The organism is Aerococcus loyolae (genome assembly GCF_002871915.2).
Classification (GTDB): Bacteria; Bacillota; Bacilli; order Lactobacillales; family Aerococcaceae; genus Aerococcus; species Aerococcus loyolae.
Genome location: NZ_CP126958.1, coordinates 1,072,611 through 1,091,735, shown reverse-complemented (window position 1 = coordinate 1,091,735; position 19,125 = coordinate 1,072,611). Strand labels below are relative to the sequence as shown.

At 40.1% G+C, this 19,125-nt stretch carries 18 protein-coding genes and 1 other RNA gene; 15 read left to right on the top strand and 4 right to left on the bottom strand.

The annotated features are described in order from the left end of the window. Positions 1-16 precede the first annotated feature (16 nt). The 6 genes from fabZ (at position 17) to CJ190_RS04975 (ending at position 5,049) form a co-directional block, all read left to right on the top strand. Positions 17-475, top strand: a complete 459-nt coding sequence (gene fabZ / locus CJ190_RS05000) for a 3-hydroxyacyl-ACP dehydratase FabZ (protein ID WP_064292834.1) — start codon at positions 17-19, stop codon at positions 473-475. Positions 476-487: 12 nt separating this feature from the next. Continuing rightward, positions 488-1,891 carry an acetyl-CoA carboxylase biotin carboxylase subunit gene (gene accC / locus CJ190_RS04995; protein ID WP_064292835.1) on the top strand — a complete coding sequence of 468 codons (1,404 nt, stop codon included), beginning with the start codon at positions 488-490 and terminating at the stop codon, positions 1,889-1,891. Positions 1,892-1,903: 12 nt separating this feature from the next. Next, positions 1,904-2,785 (top strand): acetyl-CoA carboxylase, carboxyltransferase subunit beta, encoded by an 882-nt coding sequence (gene accD / locus CJ190_RS04990; RefSeq protein ID WP_064292836.1) that lies wholly within the window; start codon positions 1,904-1,906, stop codon positions 2,783-2,785. Beyond that, on the top strand, positions 2,775-3,584 hold the full coding sequence (accA, locus tag CJ190_RS04985; protein WP_064292837.1) for an acetyl-CoA carboxylase carboxyltransferase subunit alpha: 810 nt from the start codon (positions 2,775-2,777) through the stop codon (positions 3,582-3,584). Before accD ends, accA begins: the two co-directional genes overlap by 11 nt. 129 nt (positions 3,585-3,713) lie before the next feature. Beyond that, positions 3,714-4,661, top strand: a complete 948-nt coding sequence (locus CJ190_RS04980; RefSeq protein ID WP_064292838.1) for a hypothetical protein — start codon at positions 3,714-3,716, stop codon at positions 4,659-4,661. Next, positions 4,642-5,049 carry a ribonuclease HI family protein gene (locus CJ190_RS04975; protein WP_064292839.1) on the top strand — a complete coding sequence of 136 codons (408 nt, stop codon included), beginning with the start codon at positions 4,642-4,644 and terminating at the stop codon, positions 5,047-5,049. Before CJ190_RS04980 ends, CJ190_RS04975 begins: the two co-directional genes overlap by 20 nt. A gap of 127 nt (positions 5,050-5,176) precedes the next feature. Here the strand turns inward: CJ190_RS04975 and CJ190_RS04970 are convergent, their stop codons facing one another. Beyond that, positions 5,177-6,820 (bottom strand): FMN-binding protein, encoded by a 1,644-nt coding sequence (locus CJ190_RS04970; RefSeq protein ID WP_064292840.1) that lies wholly within the window; start codon positions 6,818-6,820, stop codon positions 5,177-5,179. A gap of 211 nt (positions 6,821-7,031) precedes the next feature. Between CJ190_RS04970 and CJ190_RS04965 the strand changes: the two genes are divergently transcribed. The 7 genes from CJ190_RS04965 (at position 7,032) to CJ190_RS04935 (ending at position 15,259) form a co-directional block, all read left to right on the top strand. Further along, positions 7,032-7,676 carry a TetR/AcrR family transcriptional regulator C-terminal domain-containing protein gene (locus CJ190_RS04965; RefSeq protein ID WP_070597905.1) on the top strand — a complete coding sequence of 215 codons (645 nt, stop codon included), beginning with the start codon at positions 7,032-7,034 and terminating at the stop codon, positions 7,674-7,676. Positions 7,677-7,814: 138 nt separating this feature from the next. After that, entirely contained in the window at positions 7,815-8,699 is an 885-nt protein-coding gene (locus tag CJ190_RS04960; RefSeq protein WP_064292842.1) for a mechanosensitive ion channel family protein, read from the top strand. Positions 8,700-8,811: 112 nt separating this feature from the next. Further along, entirely contained in the window at positions 8,812-10,629 is a 1,818-nt protein-coding gene (locus tag CJ190_RS04955; RefSeq protein ID WP_064292843.1) for an FAD-dependent oxidoreductase, read from the top strand. Between the two features lie 189 nt (positions 10,630-10,818). Continuing rightward, positions 10,819-12,081 (top strand): YkvI family membrane protein, encoded by a 1,263-nt coding sequence (locus CJ190_RS04950; protein ID WP_082888646.1) that lies wholly within the window; start codon positions 10,819-10,821, stop codon positions 12,079-12,081. 174 nt (positions 12,082-12,255) lie between these two features. Next, complete coding sequence (locus CJ190_RS04945; RefSeq protein WP_070597906.1) at positions 12,256-13,731, top strand: alpha-amylase; 1,476 nt, start codon at positions 12,256-12,258, stop codon at positions 13,729-13,731. 25 nt (positions 13,732-13,756) lie between these two features. Beyond that, positions 13,757-14,551: an inositol monophosphatase family protein gene (locus CJ190_RS04940; protein ID WP_064292845.1), complete on the top strand. Its 795-nt coding sequence runs from the start codon at positions 13,757-13,759 to the stop codon at positions 14,549-14,551. A gap of 183 nt (positions 14,552-14,734) precedes the next feature. Further along, positions 14,735-15,259: an AmiS/UreI family transporter gene (locus tag CJ190_RS04935; RefSeq protein WP_060778315.1), complete on the top strand. Its 525-nt coding sequence runs from the start codon at positions 14,735-14,737 to the stop codon at positions 15,257-15,259. Between the two features lie 136 nt (positions 15,260-15,395). On the opposite strand, the gene CJ190_RS04930 is transcribed toward CJ190_RS04935, so the two are convergent. From CJ190_RS04930 to gpsB, 3 genes are all read right to left on the bottom strand, one after another. Continuing rightward, positions 15,396-16,538, bottom strand: a complete 1,143-nt coding sequence (locus CJ190_RS04930; RefSeq protein ID WP_064292846.1) for a THUMP domain-containing class I SAM-dependent RNA methyltransferase — start codon at positions 16,536-16,538, stop codon at positions 15,396-15,398. 103 nt (positions 16,539-16,641) lie between these two features. Continuing rightward, positions 16,642-16,997, bottom strand: an RNA gene (gene rnpB, locus CJ190_RS04925) — RNase P RNA component class B. 65 nt (positions 16,998-17,062) lie between these two features. Beyond that, entirely contained in the window at positions 17,063-17,428 is a 366-nt protein-coding gene (gpsB, locus tag CJ190_RS04920) for a cell division regulator GpsB (protein ID WP_070597907.1), read from the bottom strand. A 219-nt stretch (positions 17,429-17,647) separates the two neighbouring features. On the opposite strand from gpsB, the gene CJ190_RS04915 reads away from it, so the two are divergent. Then, entirely contained in the window at positions 17,648-18,145 is a 498-nt protein-coding gene (locus CJ190_RS04915; protein WP_064292504.1) for a hypothetical protein, read from the top strand. 15 nt (positions 18,146-18,160) lie between these two features. Continuing rightward, the gene (gene prmA, locus CJ190_RS04910; protein WP_070597908.1) at positions 18,161-19,111 is read left to right on the top strand and encodes a 50S ribosomal protein L11 methyltransferase; all 951 of its coding nucleotides are present in this window, start codon (positions 18,161-18,163) and stop codon (positions 19,109-19,111) included. The last annotated feature ends 14 nt before the right edge of the window (positions 19,112-19,125 follow it).

Genomic DNA, 19,125 nt, shown 5'->3' with positions numbered 1-19,125 from the left:
GTAAAAGGAGAAAAAAATGGAAAATCAAGAACCAATTTTAAGCGCCCAAGAGGTTATGGATATTATTCCTAACCGCTACCCCATGTTTTTAGTGGATGCGGTTTACGAACTTGAGGTCGGCAAGCGAATCGTTGCTCGTAAAAATGTGACAATTAACGAACCTTTCTTTGTAGGGCATTTTCCAGGAGAACCGGTAATGCCAGGAGTCCTTCAAGTTGAATTAATGGCCCAGGTCGGTTCGATTGCCTTACTTAAGGGCTTAAATACTGAGGACAAGAAAATGACCGGTTATCTAGCGGCTGTAGACAAGGTAAAGTTCCGTCAAAAAGTCGTCCCAGGTGACGTTTTGACTGTTGAAGTCAATATTTTAAAGATGAAAAAATCGATAGGGACAGCAAAAGCTGAAATCCGTCGCGAAGATGGTAAGGTGGTTTCTTCCTGTTTAATGACTTTTGCTGTTGGAGAAGCGAAATAAAGCTGGTGACTTATGTTTTCAAAAATTTTAATTGCTAACCGGGGTGAGATAGCGGTTAGGGTGATTAGAACCTGTAAAGAAATGGGCATTGATACCGTGGCAGTTTATTCAACCGCTGATAAAGATGCCTTACATGTGCAATTAGCAGATGAATCAGTTTGCATAGGAGGGCCTCAATCCAAGGATTCCTACCTAGATATGCAAGCCATTTTATCTGCAGCTTATGTGACTAATGCTGAAGCCATTCATCCAGGTTTTGGTTTTCTCTCAGAAAATAGTAAATTTGCTAGACTCTGTCAAGAAATGAATATCACTTTTATCGGACCTAGTGCTGAAGTCATTGACAAAATGGGTGACAAACAACACGCCAGACAAACGATGATGGCAGCTAATGTCCCGGTTATTCCTGGCTCAAAGGATTTCATCCACAGTGCTAGTGAAGGTTTGGCTGAAGCTGAGCGAGTAGGATATCCAGTTTTACTGAAAGCCACTTCAGGTGGTGGTGGTAAGGGGATGCGCCAGGTTGATTGCCCCGAAGACTTACAAAAACAATTTGATGAAGCTAGTCGTGAGGCCCAACAAGGTTTTAACGATGCCAGGTTGTACTTAGAAAAAGTGATCCATCCAGCCCACCATATTGAGGTCCAGATCCTGGCCGATCAAAATGGCCATGTTATCCATTTGGGAGAACGTGAATGTTCCTTGCAAAGAAACCACCAAAAAGTTCTCGAAGAAACCCCAAGTCCCTTTATCAGTGATAAAACCCGCCAAGACATTTGTCAAGCAGCTGTCCGTGCTGGAGAAAATGTTCAATATACAGGAGCGGGAACCATTGAATTTTTAGTCGATGACGATGAAAATTTTTATTTTATGGAAATGAATACTAGGATTCAAGTGGAACATCCTATTACTGAATTAGTTACCGGTATTGATATCGTAGCTGAGCAAATTCGAGTGGCTTATGGTTACGACTTGTCTTATCAGCAAAGCGATGTTCATTTTTCGGGTCACGCCATTGAGTGTCGTATTAATGCCGAACAACCTGAAAAGAACTTCCTCCCTTCGATGGGGAGATTTGATTTTATCCATTGGCCGCTCGGGGGGTTAGGTTTAAGGGTCGACTCAGCCATCCTATCTGGCAGCGCTTTGCCGGCCTTTTACGATAGTATGATTGCTAAGGTTATTGCCTATGGTGATGACCGTGAATCAGCCTTATTAAGAATGAAGCGGGCTTTAGAAGAGTTATGCATCGAGGGTGTCAATACTAACCAGCAATTTCTCTATGATTTGCTAGCTGCTCCAGCCTTTCAGCTAGGGAATTATAATAATGAGTACCTGGAAAGTCAATTTCTTCCTCAATGGTTGGCCGAAGTTCAAGCGGAGGCTAGTGAAGAAAATAGGCAAGGAAAAGTCTAGGAGGTGAGCCTTGTGCGGCTGTTAAGACGAAGAAAATATTTAAGTGTACCTGAAAAAGAAAGCAAAAATGAAAATGATCAGAGTCATAAACCCCATATTCCTGATGGGATGTGGCAAAAATGTCCTGATTGCAAGCAGACCGTTTTAAGTGCTGATTTGGCTGAGACTAAGATTTGCCCACAATGCTCTTACCATTTTCGGATTTCTCCTAAGCAACGCATTCAATTAATTTGTGACCACGGTAAGCTAGAAGAAGAACTTTTTTACCAAGATGAAATGACTAATCCAATTGATTTTCCTGACTATGAAGCTAAAAAGCGCTCCAATCAAGAACGAACGGGTTATGACGAAGCGGTCACTTGTGGACTTGCAAAAATTAAAGGTCAACCACTTGCTTTAGGAATTATGAATCCTTTCTTTATGATGGGGTCAATGGGAAGTATAGTTGGGGAAAAAATTACGCGTTTGTTTGAGTATGCCAAAGACCACGCTTTACCCGTCTTGCTTTTTACGGCCAGTGGTGGAGCCCGGATGCAGGAGGGGATTATTTCTCTGATGCAAATGACTAAAATATCCATTGCCGTCGAAGAGCATAGTCAGGCGGGTTTATTCTACTTAACCGTATTAACCGATCCGACCACAGGTGGTGTTACGGCTAGTTTTGCCATGCAAGGCGATATCATTTTAGCAGAACCTGGAGCGACTATAGGATTTGCGGGCAAACGTGTTATTGAGCAGACTATCCATCAAAAGATTGAAGAAGGCTTTCAAACGGCAGAGCATCAGTTGGAACATGGTTTTGTCGACCGAATTGTCCCCCGTCAGCAATTACGTGATGAAATAGCTGATCTACTCTTACTTCATAGCCGGGAGGGTGATATTCATGACTATTAGTATTAAAAGAAATTTCTTAGCTAAAGAAATTTTAACTGAAGCACGTTCATCCGACCGTCCCACGGCTAGGGAAATGTTTACTGCCTTGGCCGATGATCATAAATTTTATGAACTTCATGGTGACCGCAAATATGGAGACGATGGGGCGATATGTGGTGGCATTGGTCAGATTAATGGTCAAGCAGTTAGCTTTGTCGGCACCCAAAAGGGGCATGATGTTGAGGAAAATATTACGGCTAATTTTGGTTCTCCTCATGCTGAAGGTTATCGTAAGGCTGTGCGTTTGTTTAAACAGGCTGAAAAGTTCAACCGACCTATCATTACTCTTATTAATACTGCAGGAGCCTTCTGCGATATTGAAGCTGAAGACCGGGGTATTGGTGAATCCATTGCCAAATCCATTCAAACTTTGGCAAGCCTTAAAGTCCCAAGTATCGCTATCTTAATGGGAGAGGGCGGTTCTGGTGGGGCTCTTGCTTTAGCTTCAACCAACCAGGTCTGGATGTTAGAAGATGCCATGTATTCAATCCTAAGTCCGGAAGGCTTTGCCTCGATACTCTGGCGTGATGCTAGCCGTCGTGATGAGGCCTGCGAGGTAATGAAGATGACTGCTTACGACTTATTGGAATATGAAGTAATCGATAAGATGATTCCTGTCATTCAAGGAGAGGAACACCTATCTTGGCAGGACATTATTCAAAACATCCGCCTAGAATTAGAAAAACAATTAAGCGCATGGCAAGGTATTGATAGACAAGTACTGATCCAAGAACGTTATGACCGCTTTAGAAAATTTTAAATATAAACATTTAAACTAAGAAAACAGGCGAATTTTCGTCTGTTTTTTACTTTTAGAATTTGTTACAATGATGAATGAGCTTTAGGACTGTATATAGTCTATTTTTTAGTCTCGGAAAGAGGTAATCGTATGGGGGAATCCCTATCATTTCCTAAACAAGAACAACGGTATTTACGCTTAGCTGTAGATGCTTATCTCGACGACCGCAATAACGATGCGGTCGATCTATTTTACCAAGCGCGACAAATTGCTAATACATTGATTGACCTGCAAGAATCAGCTTTAGAAGTTTTTTGTGAAAAAGCCTGTTACCAGGAAGCTATCGATCTTTTTGATGAGATAATTATTAAGCAAGATTGTATCAATGCAACCAATAATTGGATTCAATATTTTGAGGACCTGGCAGATAGCTATAGTGGGTTAGAAGAGGCTTATAACAATGAAAAGTCTAGTAAAATTCCTTATGAATTTTTAGATCTTTTGACATCCGCTGATTTTTCTCCTCTAGCTGATGACTTACCTATTTCCCCTGAGGAATTTGCTGAGAAAATAATGAGTACTGACTTATTAAACGCTAAAGAACAGACTTTGATCCATCAAAACTTACAGAGCCTACCTTTTGATGAAGCCAAAGAGTTGATTTATATTCTCCTCCAATCCAAACGAATTCATCTTATTTTTCAAACGGACTTAATTCATCTTCTGGTAGAAAACCAAGAGAAGGGGTCTTATTATTTAAGAGACTGGCAAGGAGAGAAACGGCTAGTTGATTTTGCTGATTTGAAATTAGCTACTGATGAGCCGGCTTTTAAGGCAGGGGTTGGTTATATTGATAGCGTTTATCAAGATGATCCTTTTTTGATGGAAATTATGCACCAAGAGTGGCTACTCTTTTATTGTGCGGTTTATCCCTTTTTTGATACTCTAAACATGGAAGTAAAGGAAGTTATCAAGGGATTAACCGAGATCATGGGTCATGTTAAAGCAGTAAATGATATGAAATATCAAAAAATTCGAACTATTCGAAACTTAATTTATGATGGCATTGGAGGTCAAAATGATCCGCTTAACCATTGATGCATCTGTTGATGTGGAAACGGGACATGCAGGTATAGGTTGTGTATGGCTCGAAAATGGTGAGCAATACCAATTAAAACATAGCTTGACGGAGAGAATGGATAATCATTTGGCTGAGTTTTACGCCTTACACTATGCCCTTAATGCTCTTCTCGAAAAGGGGAGAGAGGCAGAGTGGATTCTTTGTCAAAGTGATAGCCGTATTGTGGTAGATTCGGTGAATAAACAATATCACAAGCGTGATCCCTACAAGACTTTGTTAAAAGTTTGCTTAAAGCAAATAGATAAATTTGCGAATTTTAATTTAGTCTGGGTGCCTGAAAGCCAAACCAAGGGAGCCGATCGCTTGGCCCGACAAGCTATGCGCCAGTCTAGAGATCATAAATAGCAAATTAATTACCTTGCAGTAAAATAATAACACTTGACACAATCTCTAAAACTTAAACAAATAAAAAGGCGGCCAGGAATAGATTTCCCGGTCACCTTTTCATATATTCTACTCGCGTAGAATGATTTTAATAAAGGGTTGATGGCGAGGAATTAGCATCTGTCTGCTTATCGCCGTTTTCCTTATTTTTGCTTTGACTTTCTTCAATTTCAGCTTTTCCCACTTGGACTTGGTCTGCTTTTAAGGAGGCACTAGATATAGTGTCTTCATTAGGACTGGCCTTAGCTTCCTCATCCTTGCCACTTTTCTTGACGGTTGGGCTTGACATGCTATCAAGATTTTCGCCGTCCATAGCCGCCACCCGATCTAAGCGTTTTAATTCTCTTACCGTATAGTCGCGGCCAGGGTCATTTTCTACCTTAGTTGCATAGTATTCTTCTAATTCTTCTTCGGTTTCATTTAATAATTTGTTTGGAATATTTGGATCGCCAAAGGAACCACGACGAATAGGTTCATCGATCGTATCAAGAATACCTTGTCCGTTATAGGTCCAACCTAATAAGCCAATGTATTTTCCTTGGCTATCAAACAAGGCCTGGTAGGTAATAAATAGTTTATCGCCATTGCCGTCGATATACCAGAAGGAATAGCTTTTTCTTTGTCTGGTTGCTAATTCATAGGCTAATTTTCTGGAAACACCACGAGCTTGCGGTGGGTGGCAGTCAGTATAAAGTTCGCCTAGGTGAGAAGTTGAATAGGTATATGTCTTGGCGTCTTCATTAAAATATTGGAAACGTAAGTCTGGTCCAACAAAGATCAATTCTTCTCCAATGGCATTAAGGATAGCGTTGATTTGTTCGAGGGTCAAACTACCATTTTTAAAGTTAACCCGCATTTCATCTTTGATAGGGGATTCCGATAGCCGGTCTTCATAAGTGATATCAGAAGCATCGGTTAAGATATGCATGGTATTTTGACGCATTTGTTGGCTAGATTGACTAGCTCCTGAAATCGAGTCAAATTCAAACTGTTGTAGATCGAGAATTTGTTGGCGCATTTTATCAATAGCAGGTTTTTGGTCCACCAATTTATCGCTAGTTAAGTCATACTGTAGGTCCTCAATGGCGTTTTTCGAGAAAGTCATGGTCACTCGCATGTCATCACTTTCAGAGGAGTACTTGCCAGCCTTGTATTTAGCTAAGGGTTCACGTTGGCCGCTAGCGACTTCTAAGGCAAAGTTAACAGCGTTTTTAATCCCGTTTGAGGAGAGGGAAGCCCCAGAAACACCATCAACTTCGGTTGAATTCGCAGCAAGAATCCGTTTAATGACTATTGGCATAGCTCTCCCACCAATTTCAGCCGTGTCATATTGTTGGGTAACTTCAATATCTTCAATTTTATCTTTTGAAACAGTGACATTGACTTGAATGTGGGCTGAGAACCCCTTGGCTTCACCGGCATAGGTTCCTGGGGTATAGGTGATTTCTTTTTCTTCAATGCCTTGCGCCCGGTTTAGGGCCTTACCCACCGCCTTCTTAAAGGCCTTAGTTGTTCCTGAAGCCCCGGAAACCCCATCAATATCTACAGAATTTTTTTCTAGGGCCCGCTCGATAAGAATAGGAAGTGCTTTGCCGCCGACATTAGGGGTTTCTTTTTGAATAATGACATCAATTTTTTCAATAGCCTCTTCACTAACTGTAACATTAACCTTTAGTGGCCCAGCAAAGCCCTGGGCATCGCCAGAATAAACTCCTGCTTTATATTTAGCCATAATCGATTCTCCTTTTCTTAAATTATGATCTTAGTCATGAAAATCACTACTTATCTATTTTTTCACAATATCTATGATTCTTTGCCCCCTAATTCTTTAGTTTACTTATAATTTATCATAAAGCTATGACTTCTTAGCGATACAAAATATTTCCTTTGTTTTTATGAGAGCTTACTTATAAAATGAAGTCTAGTGAGGGGAGAGTCCGTCAATGAAAATTAAGAATCGAATTACCAATGCTTTTCGTTATTTAATGGTTGAAAAGGGGTTTGATCATATTGTTGTGGAAGATATATTAAAGGAAGCCGGCGTTGCCCGGTCGACTTTTTACCGCCGTTTTCATGATAAGTATGATGTGATGAATTATTATTTTGTCAGAGAATTGGCTGAGAATAGTTCACCCTATGAGAAGAGTTTAGAGTTCTATGCTAGGTCAGTAGCGGAATATTATTATATTGTTGCTAAGGATCCTCTTTATTACCAGGAAGCCTTCAAAACAGTAGGGCAAAATTCCTTTTCACATTTCATTTTTGATAACTTTTATCAATGGCTAATTAAAATGAAACAAGCAGCCAGTGGCAGTGACTATGTGTCCACTGAAGACCTCTATGCTTTTTCTTTTGCTTCAGCGGGATGTTTGGAGATGATCAGTCGTTGGGTAAAGGAAAAGATGCGGATTCCAATGATTGAGATTACCCAGTGGGAACTCAGGAATGCGCCTGGGGCAGTTTTGGAAATGTTTCAAGATTCTGATATGGCCAGTCGTCAATATATCACTAAAGAAAAAATTCAAAAGATTTTAAACGATGTTCAGCTAGAAGTCTCTGAACGACCGAACTACCTCAAAAACAAGTAAATATTATAGTCCGGTCTTTTCTTCGCTTGGAAAACAGATAAAATAGGCCTGCTAGATTGGACGATACAAATCTATAAATACATGCTAAACTAAGCATAAGTAGTGTGACTAATTTTCTGTTGTTTAAAGGGTGAGGGCATGCATCAATTCTTAGATTATTTAAACAGTGACCAATCTGATTCCGATTTATTTGTCAAAAATGTCTTGATTTCTTTAGGACTTATTTTAATCGGGTTTTTATTTATGAAAGCCTTGGGTTGGTTTTTACCCCGCTTATTTAAACGCGACAGTACAGCTCAGACCTTTATCCGGGTCACCCGTTTAATTTTGATTCTCTTAATTAGCTTTTTTATTTTAAGTATTTGGTTTACCCGAGTGGAATTATTCGGTGTCATGATCATTATTGTGGTTGGTTTTGCGGCTTTAGCGTCTAAGGACATTATCGTTGACTTGGTTGCTTATATTTATATCTATGTTCGCTCGCCCCTGAGAATAGGTAGTGCAATTGATATTAATGGGGTTTCCGGTGAAGTGGTTGATTTTGATTTTTTACAAATTAACTTGGCTGAGATCGGCAAGTTAACTGAAAAACGCTCCTATACCGGACGCTATGTTTCGGTACCAAACCGTTGGATATTTGACCACGCCGTATATAATTACAATCATGATAGTCCCTTTGTTGTGGTTGATGTCATGGTACCAGTTGATTTCAGAGAAGATACCGAAGAAGTCATGAAGATTACCGCACGGGTAGCTTATGAACAATACAGTAAGTTTATGGATAAATGCGACGATGAATCCTTAGAAATCTTTGAACGGAAAATGGAAAGTTTAGGGGCCGATAAAAAGCCTAAGATTCGTATCGAGGTAGGAAATAGCGCCTATAAGGTTTTTGTTGAATTCTTTACCAGTTATGATGCTATTGGGCAAAATAAGATGTTGATGCAGAACGCTCTTTATCAAACCTTTATGAATAAAGGCATTGAGGTGCCAATTATTCCAGTAGTTAAGGTCGAAAATTAGACTTGGACTAGTTTTTTCTTATGCCGTTCTTAGTTTGTTTTAGTAGGAAAGTGCTTTCATGTTACACTAGCAATAAGAAGATCTTCCTATAAAAAGAAAGGGTTATGTGATTATGAGTAATAAGTTTAAAGCAGTGGTGGAGGGCTTCCATGGCCCAATTCAAGTAGAAGTAGGCATTGATCCAAATCTTGGAAAAATCGATTCACTTGATGTGGATTATAGTGATCAGGCCCTGGTGGGTGGCTTAGGAATTGAACAAATGAAGAAAAATATCCTAGCCAAGGGATCGAGTAGTGTTGACGCTATAACGGGTGCCAGTTTTTCAACTCGGGCTTTACGTTCGGCTGTCGAAAAAGCGGTTGCTCTCGGTCAAGGAAAAATATCTAATGCCGATGCCTTGGACCCTAGTATTTTTGCAAAGGTTGAGGATGGAGTAGATGCGACTGCTTCGGCTAGCCAAAAATCAACATCCGGGCCTAAGAATACTTCGCCAGTGGAGGCTGCTATTCCATACCGTGATGACCTTGATTCAGCTGAAACTTATGATGTCATTGTGGTTGGTGCTGGAGGAGCTGGGCTAGCGGCGGCTGCTGAAGCCAGTCAAGCGGGTCTCAAGGTTTTAATTTGTGAAAAAGCAGGCATAGCCGGCGGAACTACTAATTATTCAGGCGGTGTAGTACAGGCTGCTGGTACTGACCAACAAAAAGAATTTACCGAATTTACTGATGACGGCCCAGAAAAACATTATCAGTTATGGTTAAAGGCTGGAGAAGAGAGTGTTGACCCTGAACTGATTAAAGATTTAGCCCAAGGCGCTCCAGACAATATCAAGTGGTTAGAGAGTTTAGGCATTCACTGGACTTCTGTCTATGGGCATAACCATATTCCCTATATTGAAGAAGACCTCCATGCGGATCGGATTCATGTCTATGAAGGGGGCGGCGCCGGAGGACAAGGAGTAGTCTTAACTCAACATCTCCTCCAAGCGGCCTTAGCAGCGGGAGCTGAGATTAAGTATAATACCACGGCAGTTTCCCTCGTTCATCAAGGGAAAAAGGTGGTCGGACTGCTTGTTAAATCGGCAGGAGAAAGACAGTTTTACCTGGCTAATAAGGGGATTATCTTAGCAACGGCTTCCATTGACCATAATCCAGCCTTAGCCCGTGACTTAAGCCCTCAACACTATCATGATTTAAAATATAATACCTGTCTTTCAACAGCAACCAATACGGGGGATGGAATTCTCTTAGGCCAGTCTGTAGGGGCGGCTATTGGTGGATTTGGAGGATGTATTGATTTTTGTGGAAAAACTGGTAACGCTACTGATAACCGGGTGCCCACTATGCCAATGATCATTGTGAATGGACAAGGCGACCGTTTCGTTTGTGAAGATGCAACTTATGCTTATCACTACCGGGCAATTTTCCAAGAAGAGAAAAAATTATTCAAGCCAACCTATATGATTTTTGACCAAGGTGCCTTAGGCGCTCCAGGAAGTCCTTGGACTGAAGAAAATATCCAGGCAGATATTGAATCGGGTCTGGTGATTAGTGGAGATAGCCTAGAAGACTTGGCCCAAAAGCTTGAGATTCCTTATGAGAACTTACTTACTACGATTGAAGAGTGGAACCGTTCTGCTCAGGACGGCTTAGACCCCTTATATGGAAGAAGAACTGGCGTTCAAGCCCTTGATCAAGCGCCTTATTATGCTTATCAAAATTCAGCAAGTAACCTGGGCGCGCTTGGGGGACTTAGGATTAATACCGATGGCCAAGTACTGGATATTTTCGGTCAAGTGATTCCCGGTTTATATGCAGCGGGGCTTAATGCCGGTGAATGGATTGGTCCTTATTATCCTGGCTCTGGTACGGCAATTTCAGGGATTATTCACCAAGGGCGTAAAGCAGCACAGGCTATGGCTAAGGCTTAATGAGGTCAATTGATAGATTTTATGGGCAGAAGTGATGGTTACTTTCTGATAGCCATTAAGACTAAGGAAAGGAACGATTACTTCTGCCCTTTATTTTCTAAAATTAGAAGGGATTGGTTAACAAAATAGCGACCAAGAAATCATCAAGTAAATGAAAGAAAGCAAGCAAAAAGAAGAAAGGATTAAGCAATGCAAAATCAGAAAATTAAAAATATGGTCCATATTGGGCTTGCTTATTTAGGAGTAATTATCGGTGCCGGTTTTGCTTCTGGAAAGGAAATGTTACAGTATTTTGTTTCTTTTGGTAAGTGGGGAATTGTTGGTCTCTGCCTTTCAGCACTTTTATTTATTGTGGGTGGCGTGATTCTCCTTCAATTTGGGTCCTATTATAAAGCTCAAGAACACAGTGAAGTCTTCAATCATATTTCTTCTCCCTTTGTTTCTAAAGTAATTGACTTTATTATTAACTTTAATCTCTTTTGTACTGGATTTGTGATGATTGCTGGGGCAGGGACTAACCTCAACCAACAGTTTGATTGGCCAATTTGGATCGGAGCCCTAGTCTTATCTATTTTGGTAATCGCAACAGCTTATTTGGATGTCGATAAGGTGACCACCTTGATTGGTGCCATAACGCCCTTTGTCATTATTTTTCTAATCGCACTACTCATTTATACCCTTGTTCAACAACCACTTGGCTTTGATGAAGCGATGACTATCTCTGCAGCCCAAGAAACAACCTTACCCAATTGGTTTATTTCTACTATTAATTATTCCTGTTTAGCCCTCATGCTAGCCATGTCTATGGCTATGGTGATTGGAGGTGAGCAATATAGTCCTAAACAAGCTGGGGTTGGCGGATTCTTTGGGGGAGCCTTGGTTACCTTATTACTCTTTGCTTCCTTCTTTTCTATCAGTTTAAATATTAATAGCGTCGCAAGCAGTTCTATGCCTTTATTGGAACTATATAACAAGGTTCATCCAATTTTGGGAATGATTATGGCCTTGATCATTTTCGGTATGATTTATAACACAGCTATAGGGACCTATTATGCTCTTGCTAAAAGGGTGGTCCGTACTAAGCCACAATATTTTTCAAAAGCAATGATTATCTTAGTAGTCCTTGGCTTTGCTCTTTCATTTATCGGCTTTGAAACCTTGGTGGCCTATCTCTTCCCCTTAATTGGTTATTTAGGTATTTTTGTGATGGCGCTATTAATTATTCAATGGCTATTACGTTACCGTAAAATTCATCGCGAAAATAAAATTAGAGATCGATTGATAAAACATGAAATTGATCGTATTGATGAGGAATATGACTTTGATACTCGTGATAAGAAACATATGGAGCGCTTGTATGATGAATCTAATGTTGAAAACAAGCAATTGAAGGCAGAAGTTCAAGAACTGGGTAAAACTATCTACGAAGAAGAAAATAATACTGAAGAATAAGTCATAAAAATTACAAAACGCTGACTTTGTTTTTAAGCGTTTGCTTGAAAAGCTAGGGCGAAGAACCTGGCTTTTCGTTTTTACAGGGGTTTTTATCCTAAGATTTTAAAAAGATTAAGTATAATTGAGGTGAATATATTGTAATTAAGCTTATTAAGGAAATGAGGATAGAACATGAATGGAACCATGATGCAGTATTTTGAATGGGAGCTTCCCGATGATGGTAAACATTGGCAGCGCCTAGCCAGTGATGCTAGTCATTTGGCTAAAAAAGGCTTTAGCCATGTGTGGATGCCACCGGCTTGTAAGGGGACTGGGACCAGTGATGTGGGCTATGGCATCTATGACTTATATGATTTGGGGGAGTTCGATCAAAAGGGGAGCTTGCGGACAAAATACGGCAGTAAAGGCGATTATTTAGCCGCCATTCAAGCCTTGAAAGACCAACAAATTAATCCTTTAGCTGATGTAGTTTTAAATCATAAAGCTGGCGCTGATCAGACAGAAAGCTTCCAAGCCTATGAAGTAGATCCTAATAATCGACAAAGAAAAATCAGTCAGGCTCATGAAATTGAAGGCTGGACTAAGTTTACATTTCTGGGTCGAAAGGGAAGATACAGTGATTTTACGTGGAATTGGACCCACTTTTCCGGGGTAGACTATGACCAAGCTAAGGATCAAAAGGGAATGTTTATGATTAAGGGTCTAAACAAAGGCTGGTCTGATAATAAAGACGTCGATAACGAAAATGGTAATTATGACTACTTAATGTATGCGGATATTGATTATGATAATCCTGAAGTGAGAGCAGAAGTTCTGGACTGGGCCTTGTGGTTTATCAAGAAAACTGGAGTTAGTGGCTTTCGTTTGGATGCCTTAAAGCATATTGATGATGATTTTATTGATAATCTATGTGACAAAATACTTAGTGAGTTTCCTGATTTTTACTTTATTGGTGAATATTGGAAGGGCGACTATCAAAGTTTAGAAAATTATTTAAAAGAAACGGAACTCAATATCGATCTCTTCGATGTTAAGCTCCATCAGAACTTTTATGCAGCATCAACTTCTTGGGATCGCTTTGATATGTCGACTATTTTGGAAGATACTTTATTAGAAAATAATCCCACCCTGGCGATCTCTTTTGTCGATAACCATGATTCTCAACCGGGACAGTCCCTTGAATCCTGGGTGGAAGATTGGTTTAAGCCCATAGCCTACGCCCTCATTCTCTTACATGAGAATGGCTTACCTTGTGTTTTCTACGGCGATTATTATGGCATTCAAGGGGACCAGCCAATTCCTAATAAGCAAGCCATGTTAGACACCTTGTTAGACTTACGTCGGGATAAAGCCTATGGGAAACAAAGTGACTATTTTGACCATCCTAATTGTGTTGGCTTTACCAGACAGGGAGACCAAGACCACCCTAGTGGTTTAGCTGTATTAATGTCTAACGGAGACGCTGGTTATAAGGAGATGTATGTAGGGGAAGAGCACGCCCAGGAACAGTGGAGACTAGTCTTTTCATCAAAAGATATGGATCAGTCGTTAGTTACCATTTCTGAAAAAGGCCTGGCTTGCTTTTCCTGTCCCGCTGGAGGAGTAGCTGTTTGGAGCAAATATGAAGAAGACGAAGCTAGCGAATGATCATCAAAATGAAGGAGTTATTACTATGAATATTGACCAATTAGATCAAGAAGTAAAGTCTTGGTTTCCTGAAATCAAAGACCTCATTCAAGAAAATACCAACTACAAAACCAAAGAAAAACGTGATTTTCGTGATTTAGCCACTGAAATCGACATCGCTGTTCAAGAATTGATTGAGGACCATATTAAACAACTTCCCGGTAAGCAGGTCATTATTGGTGAAGAGACATATGGTCAGACAGAGGTTGATCCTGAGGCTAGCCATCTATGGATCGTTGACCCGATTGATGGCACAGCAAACTTTGTTAAGCAAAAAGAAAATTACGCCACCATGATTACATATTTTTCTCATGGGCAGGCAAAATTAGCTTATATTTATGATGTTTTTCGAGATGAATTATACTCTGCCAGCTTAGGGGGCGGGGTGTATTGTAATGGCATGCGCCTAGATCCTATCCCTGACCTCAACCTAAGGGAATCCTTAATTGGAATTTCTCCCCAACATAATATCAAACGCGACTATTTCTATTATATTGCTGAAAATGCCTTCGATATCCGCAATTATGGCTGCTCTTCACTAGATGGGATTAGTGTTATCAAGGGACAATATGGTGCCTTTGTCAACCCTGGAGGGGGACCCTGGGATTATGCGCCTTTCATTTTGATGGCCCAGGAGATGGGACTCCATTTTTCCAATTTTTCTAATCAAATGCCCGATTACACTAAGCCCTCTAATTTTATCATCGCTAGTCCAGCTTGTTTTAGTGAACTTGAATCTCACATCAAATCTTATACAGATACGGGAAACTACAGTATTTAAAATCATCCCTAACAGGATCTGCTCCAATAATTAATTAATAAGTAAATAAAATATACTATAAATAAAGATTAAATAGATACAATATCATCAGAGTGTTCGTCCCTGGCAAATTATCAATTGAAAGTTATCGGCAAATTGCTATAGTTAAGTTAAATACATTAACAAGCAAAGGAGAATGTCCAAATGTCAGGGATAACATTAATGTTTTCTGGAATTGTTCTGATTTCTAATGGGTTAAACTATCTTGATAAGGTTGAAGATAATTCCAACGCACTGATTAATATTTTTACAGGTCTCTTGTATATCTTTCTAAATGTCATGATTTGTGTTCATGGGATTTTTGCTGAAAAAGACTCGACCTATTATTATACAGCGATTTCAGGTCTTTTATTTGGTTACACCTACTTATCCTACGGTGTTAATCGGATAAAACAGTGGGACAACAAAAATCTGGGCTACTTTTCCATATTTGTTACCTTTAACTCGATTTTCTTTGCTGTATGGATCCTAATGGGAAATGGTGGCAATTATTGGGATGTCTTTAACTGGATCATGTGGGGGTACCTATGGGCAACCAACTACTTTAGTCACAACCTAGGGCGTAAATACGGCGATTGGCTATATTATTTAACCATTTTTGCCGGGGTAGTGACCTGCTGGATTCCAGCCTTACTTATTCTTACCGGAAACTGGCCAAGTACTTTATAGTTTTAGGATAAAGAGTCATGGCCTGACTTTAAAAGAAAAAATCAAGAGCATATAAAAAGACTGTCATTTGCAATCTTATTCACCAAGTCAATCTTACTAAGTGAAAGAGAAAGCGGTAATGACAGTCTTTTTCTTTTTAGGCTTTATTGCGAGGACGCTTTTCGCCCCAATATTGATAATAGTCTACCTTAAGAGCCCCATTATAGAGCTTACGCTTTTTAGTAGCCTTTTGACCATAATAACTTTCAAAATTTTCATCACTGGTTAAAATATACTTACTCCAGGTTTTGAGAGGGCGGTAAATTTCTCCCATCTTTTCATAAAGTGCATGGACATATTCCTCATCATTAAGACGTTCACCGTAGGGTGGGTTGGAGATAATAATGCCATAGCTTTTTTGGGTGGTAAAATCAGCTAATTGCATTTGTTTAAAGTGAATCTGGTGACTAACACCTGCTGCTTCAGCATTTTTTTGAGCAATTTCAATCATGCGATGGTCAATATCACAAGCGAGAATATCTAATTGAATGTCATGGTCTATAGCAGCACGGGCCTGGTCCCTGACCTGGTCAAAGATTTCTTGAGGAAAAATATCCCAGTCCTCACACACAAAATCCCGCTTAAGCCCAGGTGCAATATTCATCCCTTTCATAGCCGCTTCAATGGCGATGGTTCCAGAGCCAGTAGTCGGATCATAAAGAGGGCGGTCCGGAAACCAAGTGGTTAAATCAACCAGGGCTGCAGCTAAAGTCTCTTTTAAGGGAGCGCCACCCTTTTCTTGTCGGTAACCGCGCTTAAAGAGACTAGTCCCTGAAGTATCCAAGGTCAAGAGGGCCTTATCTTTGTGAATACTGATCTCAATGGGGTAGCGAGCTCCGGTCTCTGGTAAATGACCACGACGATGGTAGACCTCACTCAAGCGGTCAACGATAGCCTTTTTAACCATACTTTGGCAAGTCGGTACATGGTGGAGTTTGGATTTTACTGATTTTCCTGAAACAGGAAATTCAGCGTCGAGAGGGAGGATATCCTCCCAGGCAATGGCTTTGGTTTGTTCGTAAAGTTGGTCAAAAGTAGTCGCTTTAAATTCTCCCATAACTATTTTTATCCGGTCAGCAGTTCTTAACCAAATATTAGTCTTAGCAATATCACTAAGGTCACCTTGAAAGCGAACTCTACCATTTTCATTTTCCCTTGAGTAACCCAGATCTTTTAATTCTTTGGATACTAAGGCCTCAATCCCGCTAGCGCAGGTGGCAATTAAGGAATATTGTTTCATAATGGTCTCCTTTATTAGTTAGTCTGTTACATCTTACCATGAAAATCGCTATGATAAAAAGGCTGGAACATTGTTCCAGCCTCTTATGTTGCCTGATGTAAATTTCTATAAGCCATGTTCTGTTCACAAGTAGGTCAGGAAGCTACTTGATTGGTAATCATCTATCTGCATTACTGCCCCGACGAATTCGTTCGTTTCCGATTCGTCAAGTGCCCCTACCAATGTTTGGGTTGCTCGCTCGAGGGGTTTACCGCGTTCCACTTGAAGGGTTTCCCATTCAACTTCGTCACTGTGGCACTTTTCAGGATGACTCAAGCCTAGACTAAGTCCTTAGCTTTTTTGTCCGCCGTCTGAGCCTTAGCTTATGGTTTCGCTAAGCACGATCACTACAAGCCTCTCAGCTTGTGCGAGCATGGACTTTCCTCAGATACCTCTGGGTACCCGCGATTACCCGAAATTTACAATGTTCAACTCTAAAATTCTACCGTAAATACGATTAAATTGCTAGTGTTTTCTGTTGACTTTTATTCGCTACGGTAAATACGTGTTTCTTCAACAGGATCTTCTTGATAGTTCTCATTTTGTTTGCGAATGCTTTGTCCGTAGACCGTTTTTTCCAGTTTAGAAAGGCGCTTGAGTATATCGTAGTTAGTCGTTGCCACTTGACTAGAACTTCTACTAGTGTTGTTCGTCTGTTTGCTTTCACTTTCGATATTTTGTTTTAAGCGATTATTTTCTTGGCGTAAAAAGGCTAGTTCCTTTTCATAGGATTCATAGTCACGAATAATTAAATCTAAAAACGCGTCAACTTCTTCGGTATTAAAGCCACGCAAGGCAGGTTTAAATTCTTTTTGTAGTATATCTTTGGTTGTTAAGTTACGAGCAGACATTCCAGACACCTCAAATTAGTAATAATTGTAATAAAACCATTATAGCATAAAAGAAGATCTATTAAGACTGGGTCTCTTGGGTTTAAGAAAATTATTAAGAAATTTTTTTGATTGACCAATAACTGTTATAATAAATTTAATTATAAAAATTCGCTTTCCTAATCAATAGGCATTTTATTTTAAATAGGAGAGCAAGGGATAGTTAAAAAGGAGATTGACATGCCAAATACACGTTTTTATTCCTTAGCAAAGTACCTTCAAGAACAACTAGAAAAAGAACCCAGCGCTTTTCCTTGGCGCCTAATTGAAGATGGCCAGCGAGGAGAACTACTATTACAATTTTTTATTGCTAACCCAGCTGGTGAATACCGTACTGCTCCAGTGACTTTTGAGGATCACTTTGGCCAATACTATAATGACCTTGATTATTATGCCTTGAACTTTTCATTTTCCAAACATGCTAGAAGAAATGATAGTCAAAGTAACCACATTGTCATTCCCGCTAATCAAGCGCCTAATGCTTTTGAAAAGTCATATATTGACGCTTGCTTACAACTTATTCATCAACTTGTTAACGAAACTGCTCACCAACTACGGGGCCTAGAAGCTAATGTACGCCAGCAAATGACAATTCATTGGTCCAATAAAGCCTTAGTAACCATTATTGATAACTTGAAGGTAGCCAATCGTTATGATGCTTCCTTACTTTGTTTCTAGATGGGAAGTGAGAGTATGGACTGGTTAGAAATAATTATACATTGTCAAAATATTCCCTCTGATTTGGTGTCGGATTGTTTAATGGCGCTCGGTTCTAATGGGGTTGCTATCCAAGATATTGAAGATTATTTAAAGCTTCCCTCTGCATTTGGTGTCTTTAAAAGCGATGATGTCTTAGAAAAATATGGGGACTCCCCTATTGTAAAAGGCTATTTTTCAGCAGAAACGAACCAAGCTGCCCTAAAAGAATCGGTTGTCGAAAAATTACAGGCACTTGATCCTGCTTGGTCCTCACAAGGACTAAGCATTAACCGCCTGGAAGACCAATCTTGGGCGTCGAACTGGCAAGACTATTATCAACCGATTCAAGTTAATCATTGGTTATCAATTATTCCGGTTTGGGAAAAAGACAGTCAAGAGGCTGATTCCAATGCTATTTATTTGGATCCGGGCATGGCTTTCGGCACCGGAGACCATCCCACGACCCAGCTAGCCATTCATCTAATGGGTCTGGTCTTACAAAAGGGCGACCGGGTGATTGATGTGGGGACCGGATCAGGTATTTTAGCGATTACGGCAAAACGCTTAGGGGCTCAAAGTGTCGCTGCCTATGACTATGATGAAAGCATTATCGAAACTGCTAAGGCTAATATCAACCTCAATGCAGGCATGGATCAGGTGACTGTTCAGTCTAACGATAAGCTCAACGGTATCCATGACCAGGTAGATGTAATCACTGCCAATATTTTAGCGGATATCCTCCTGCCGCTCGTCCCTCAAGCCTATGACAACTTAAAAGACAATGGATCCTTTATCTTATCCGGCATCTACTATACTGAAGTTGACAAGCTAAAGGATGCATTAATCGCTAATGATTTTTATTTACCTTGGATTATGCGAGCTGGGGATTGGTTTGGAATCTTAGCCAAGAAGGGTAGAGAGCATCGAGATAAAAATAGTTTGTAGGTAAGTAATTGCCT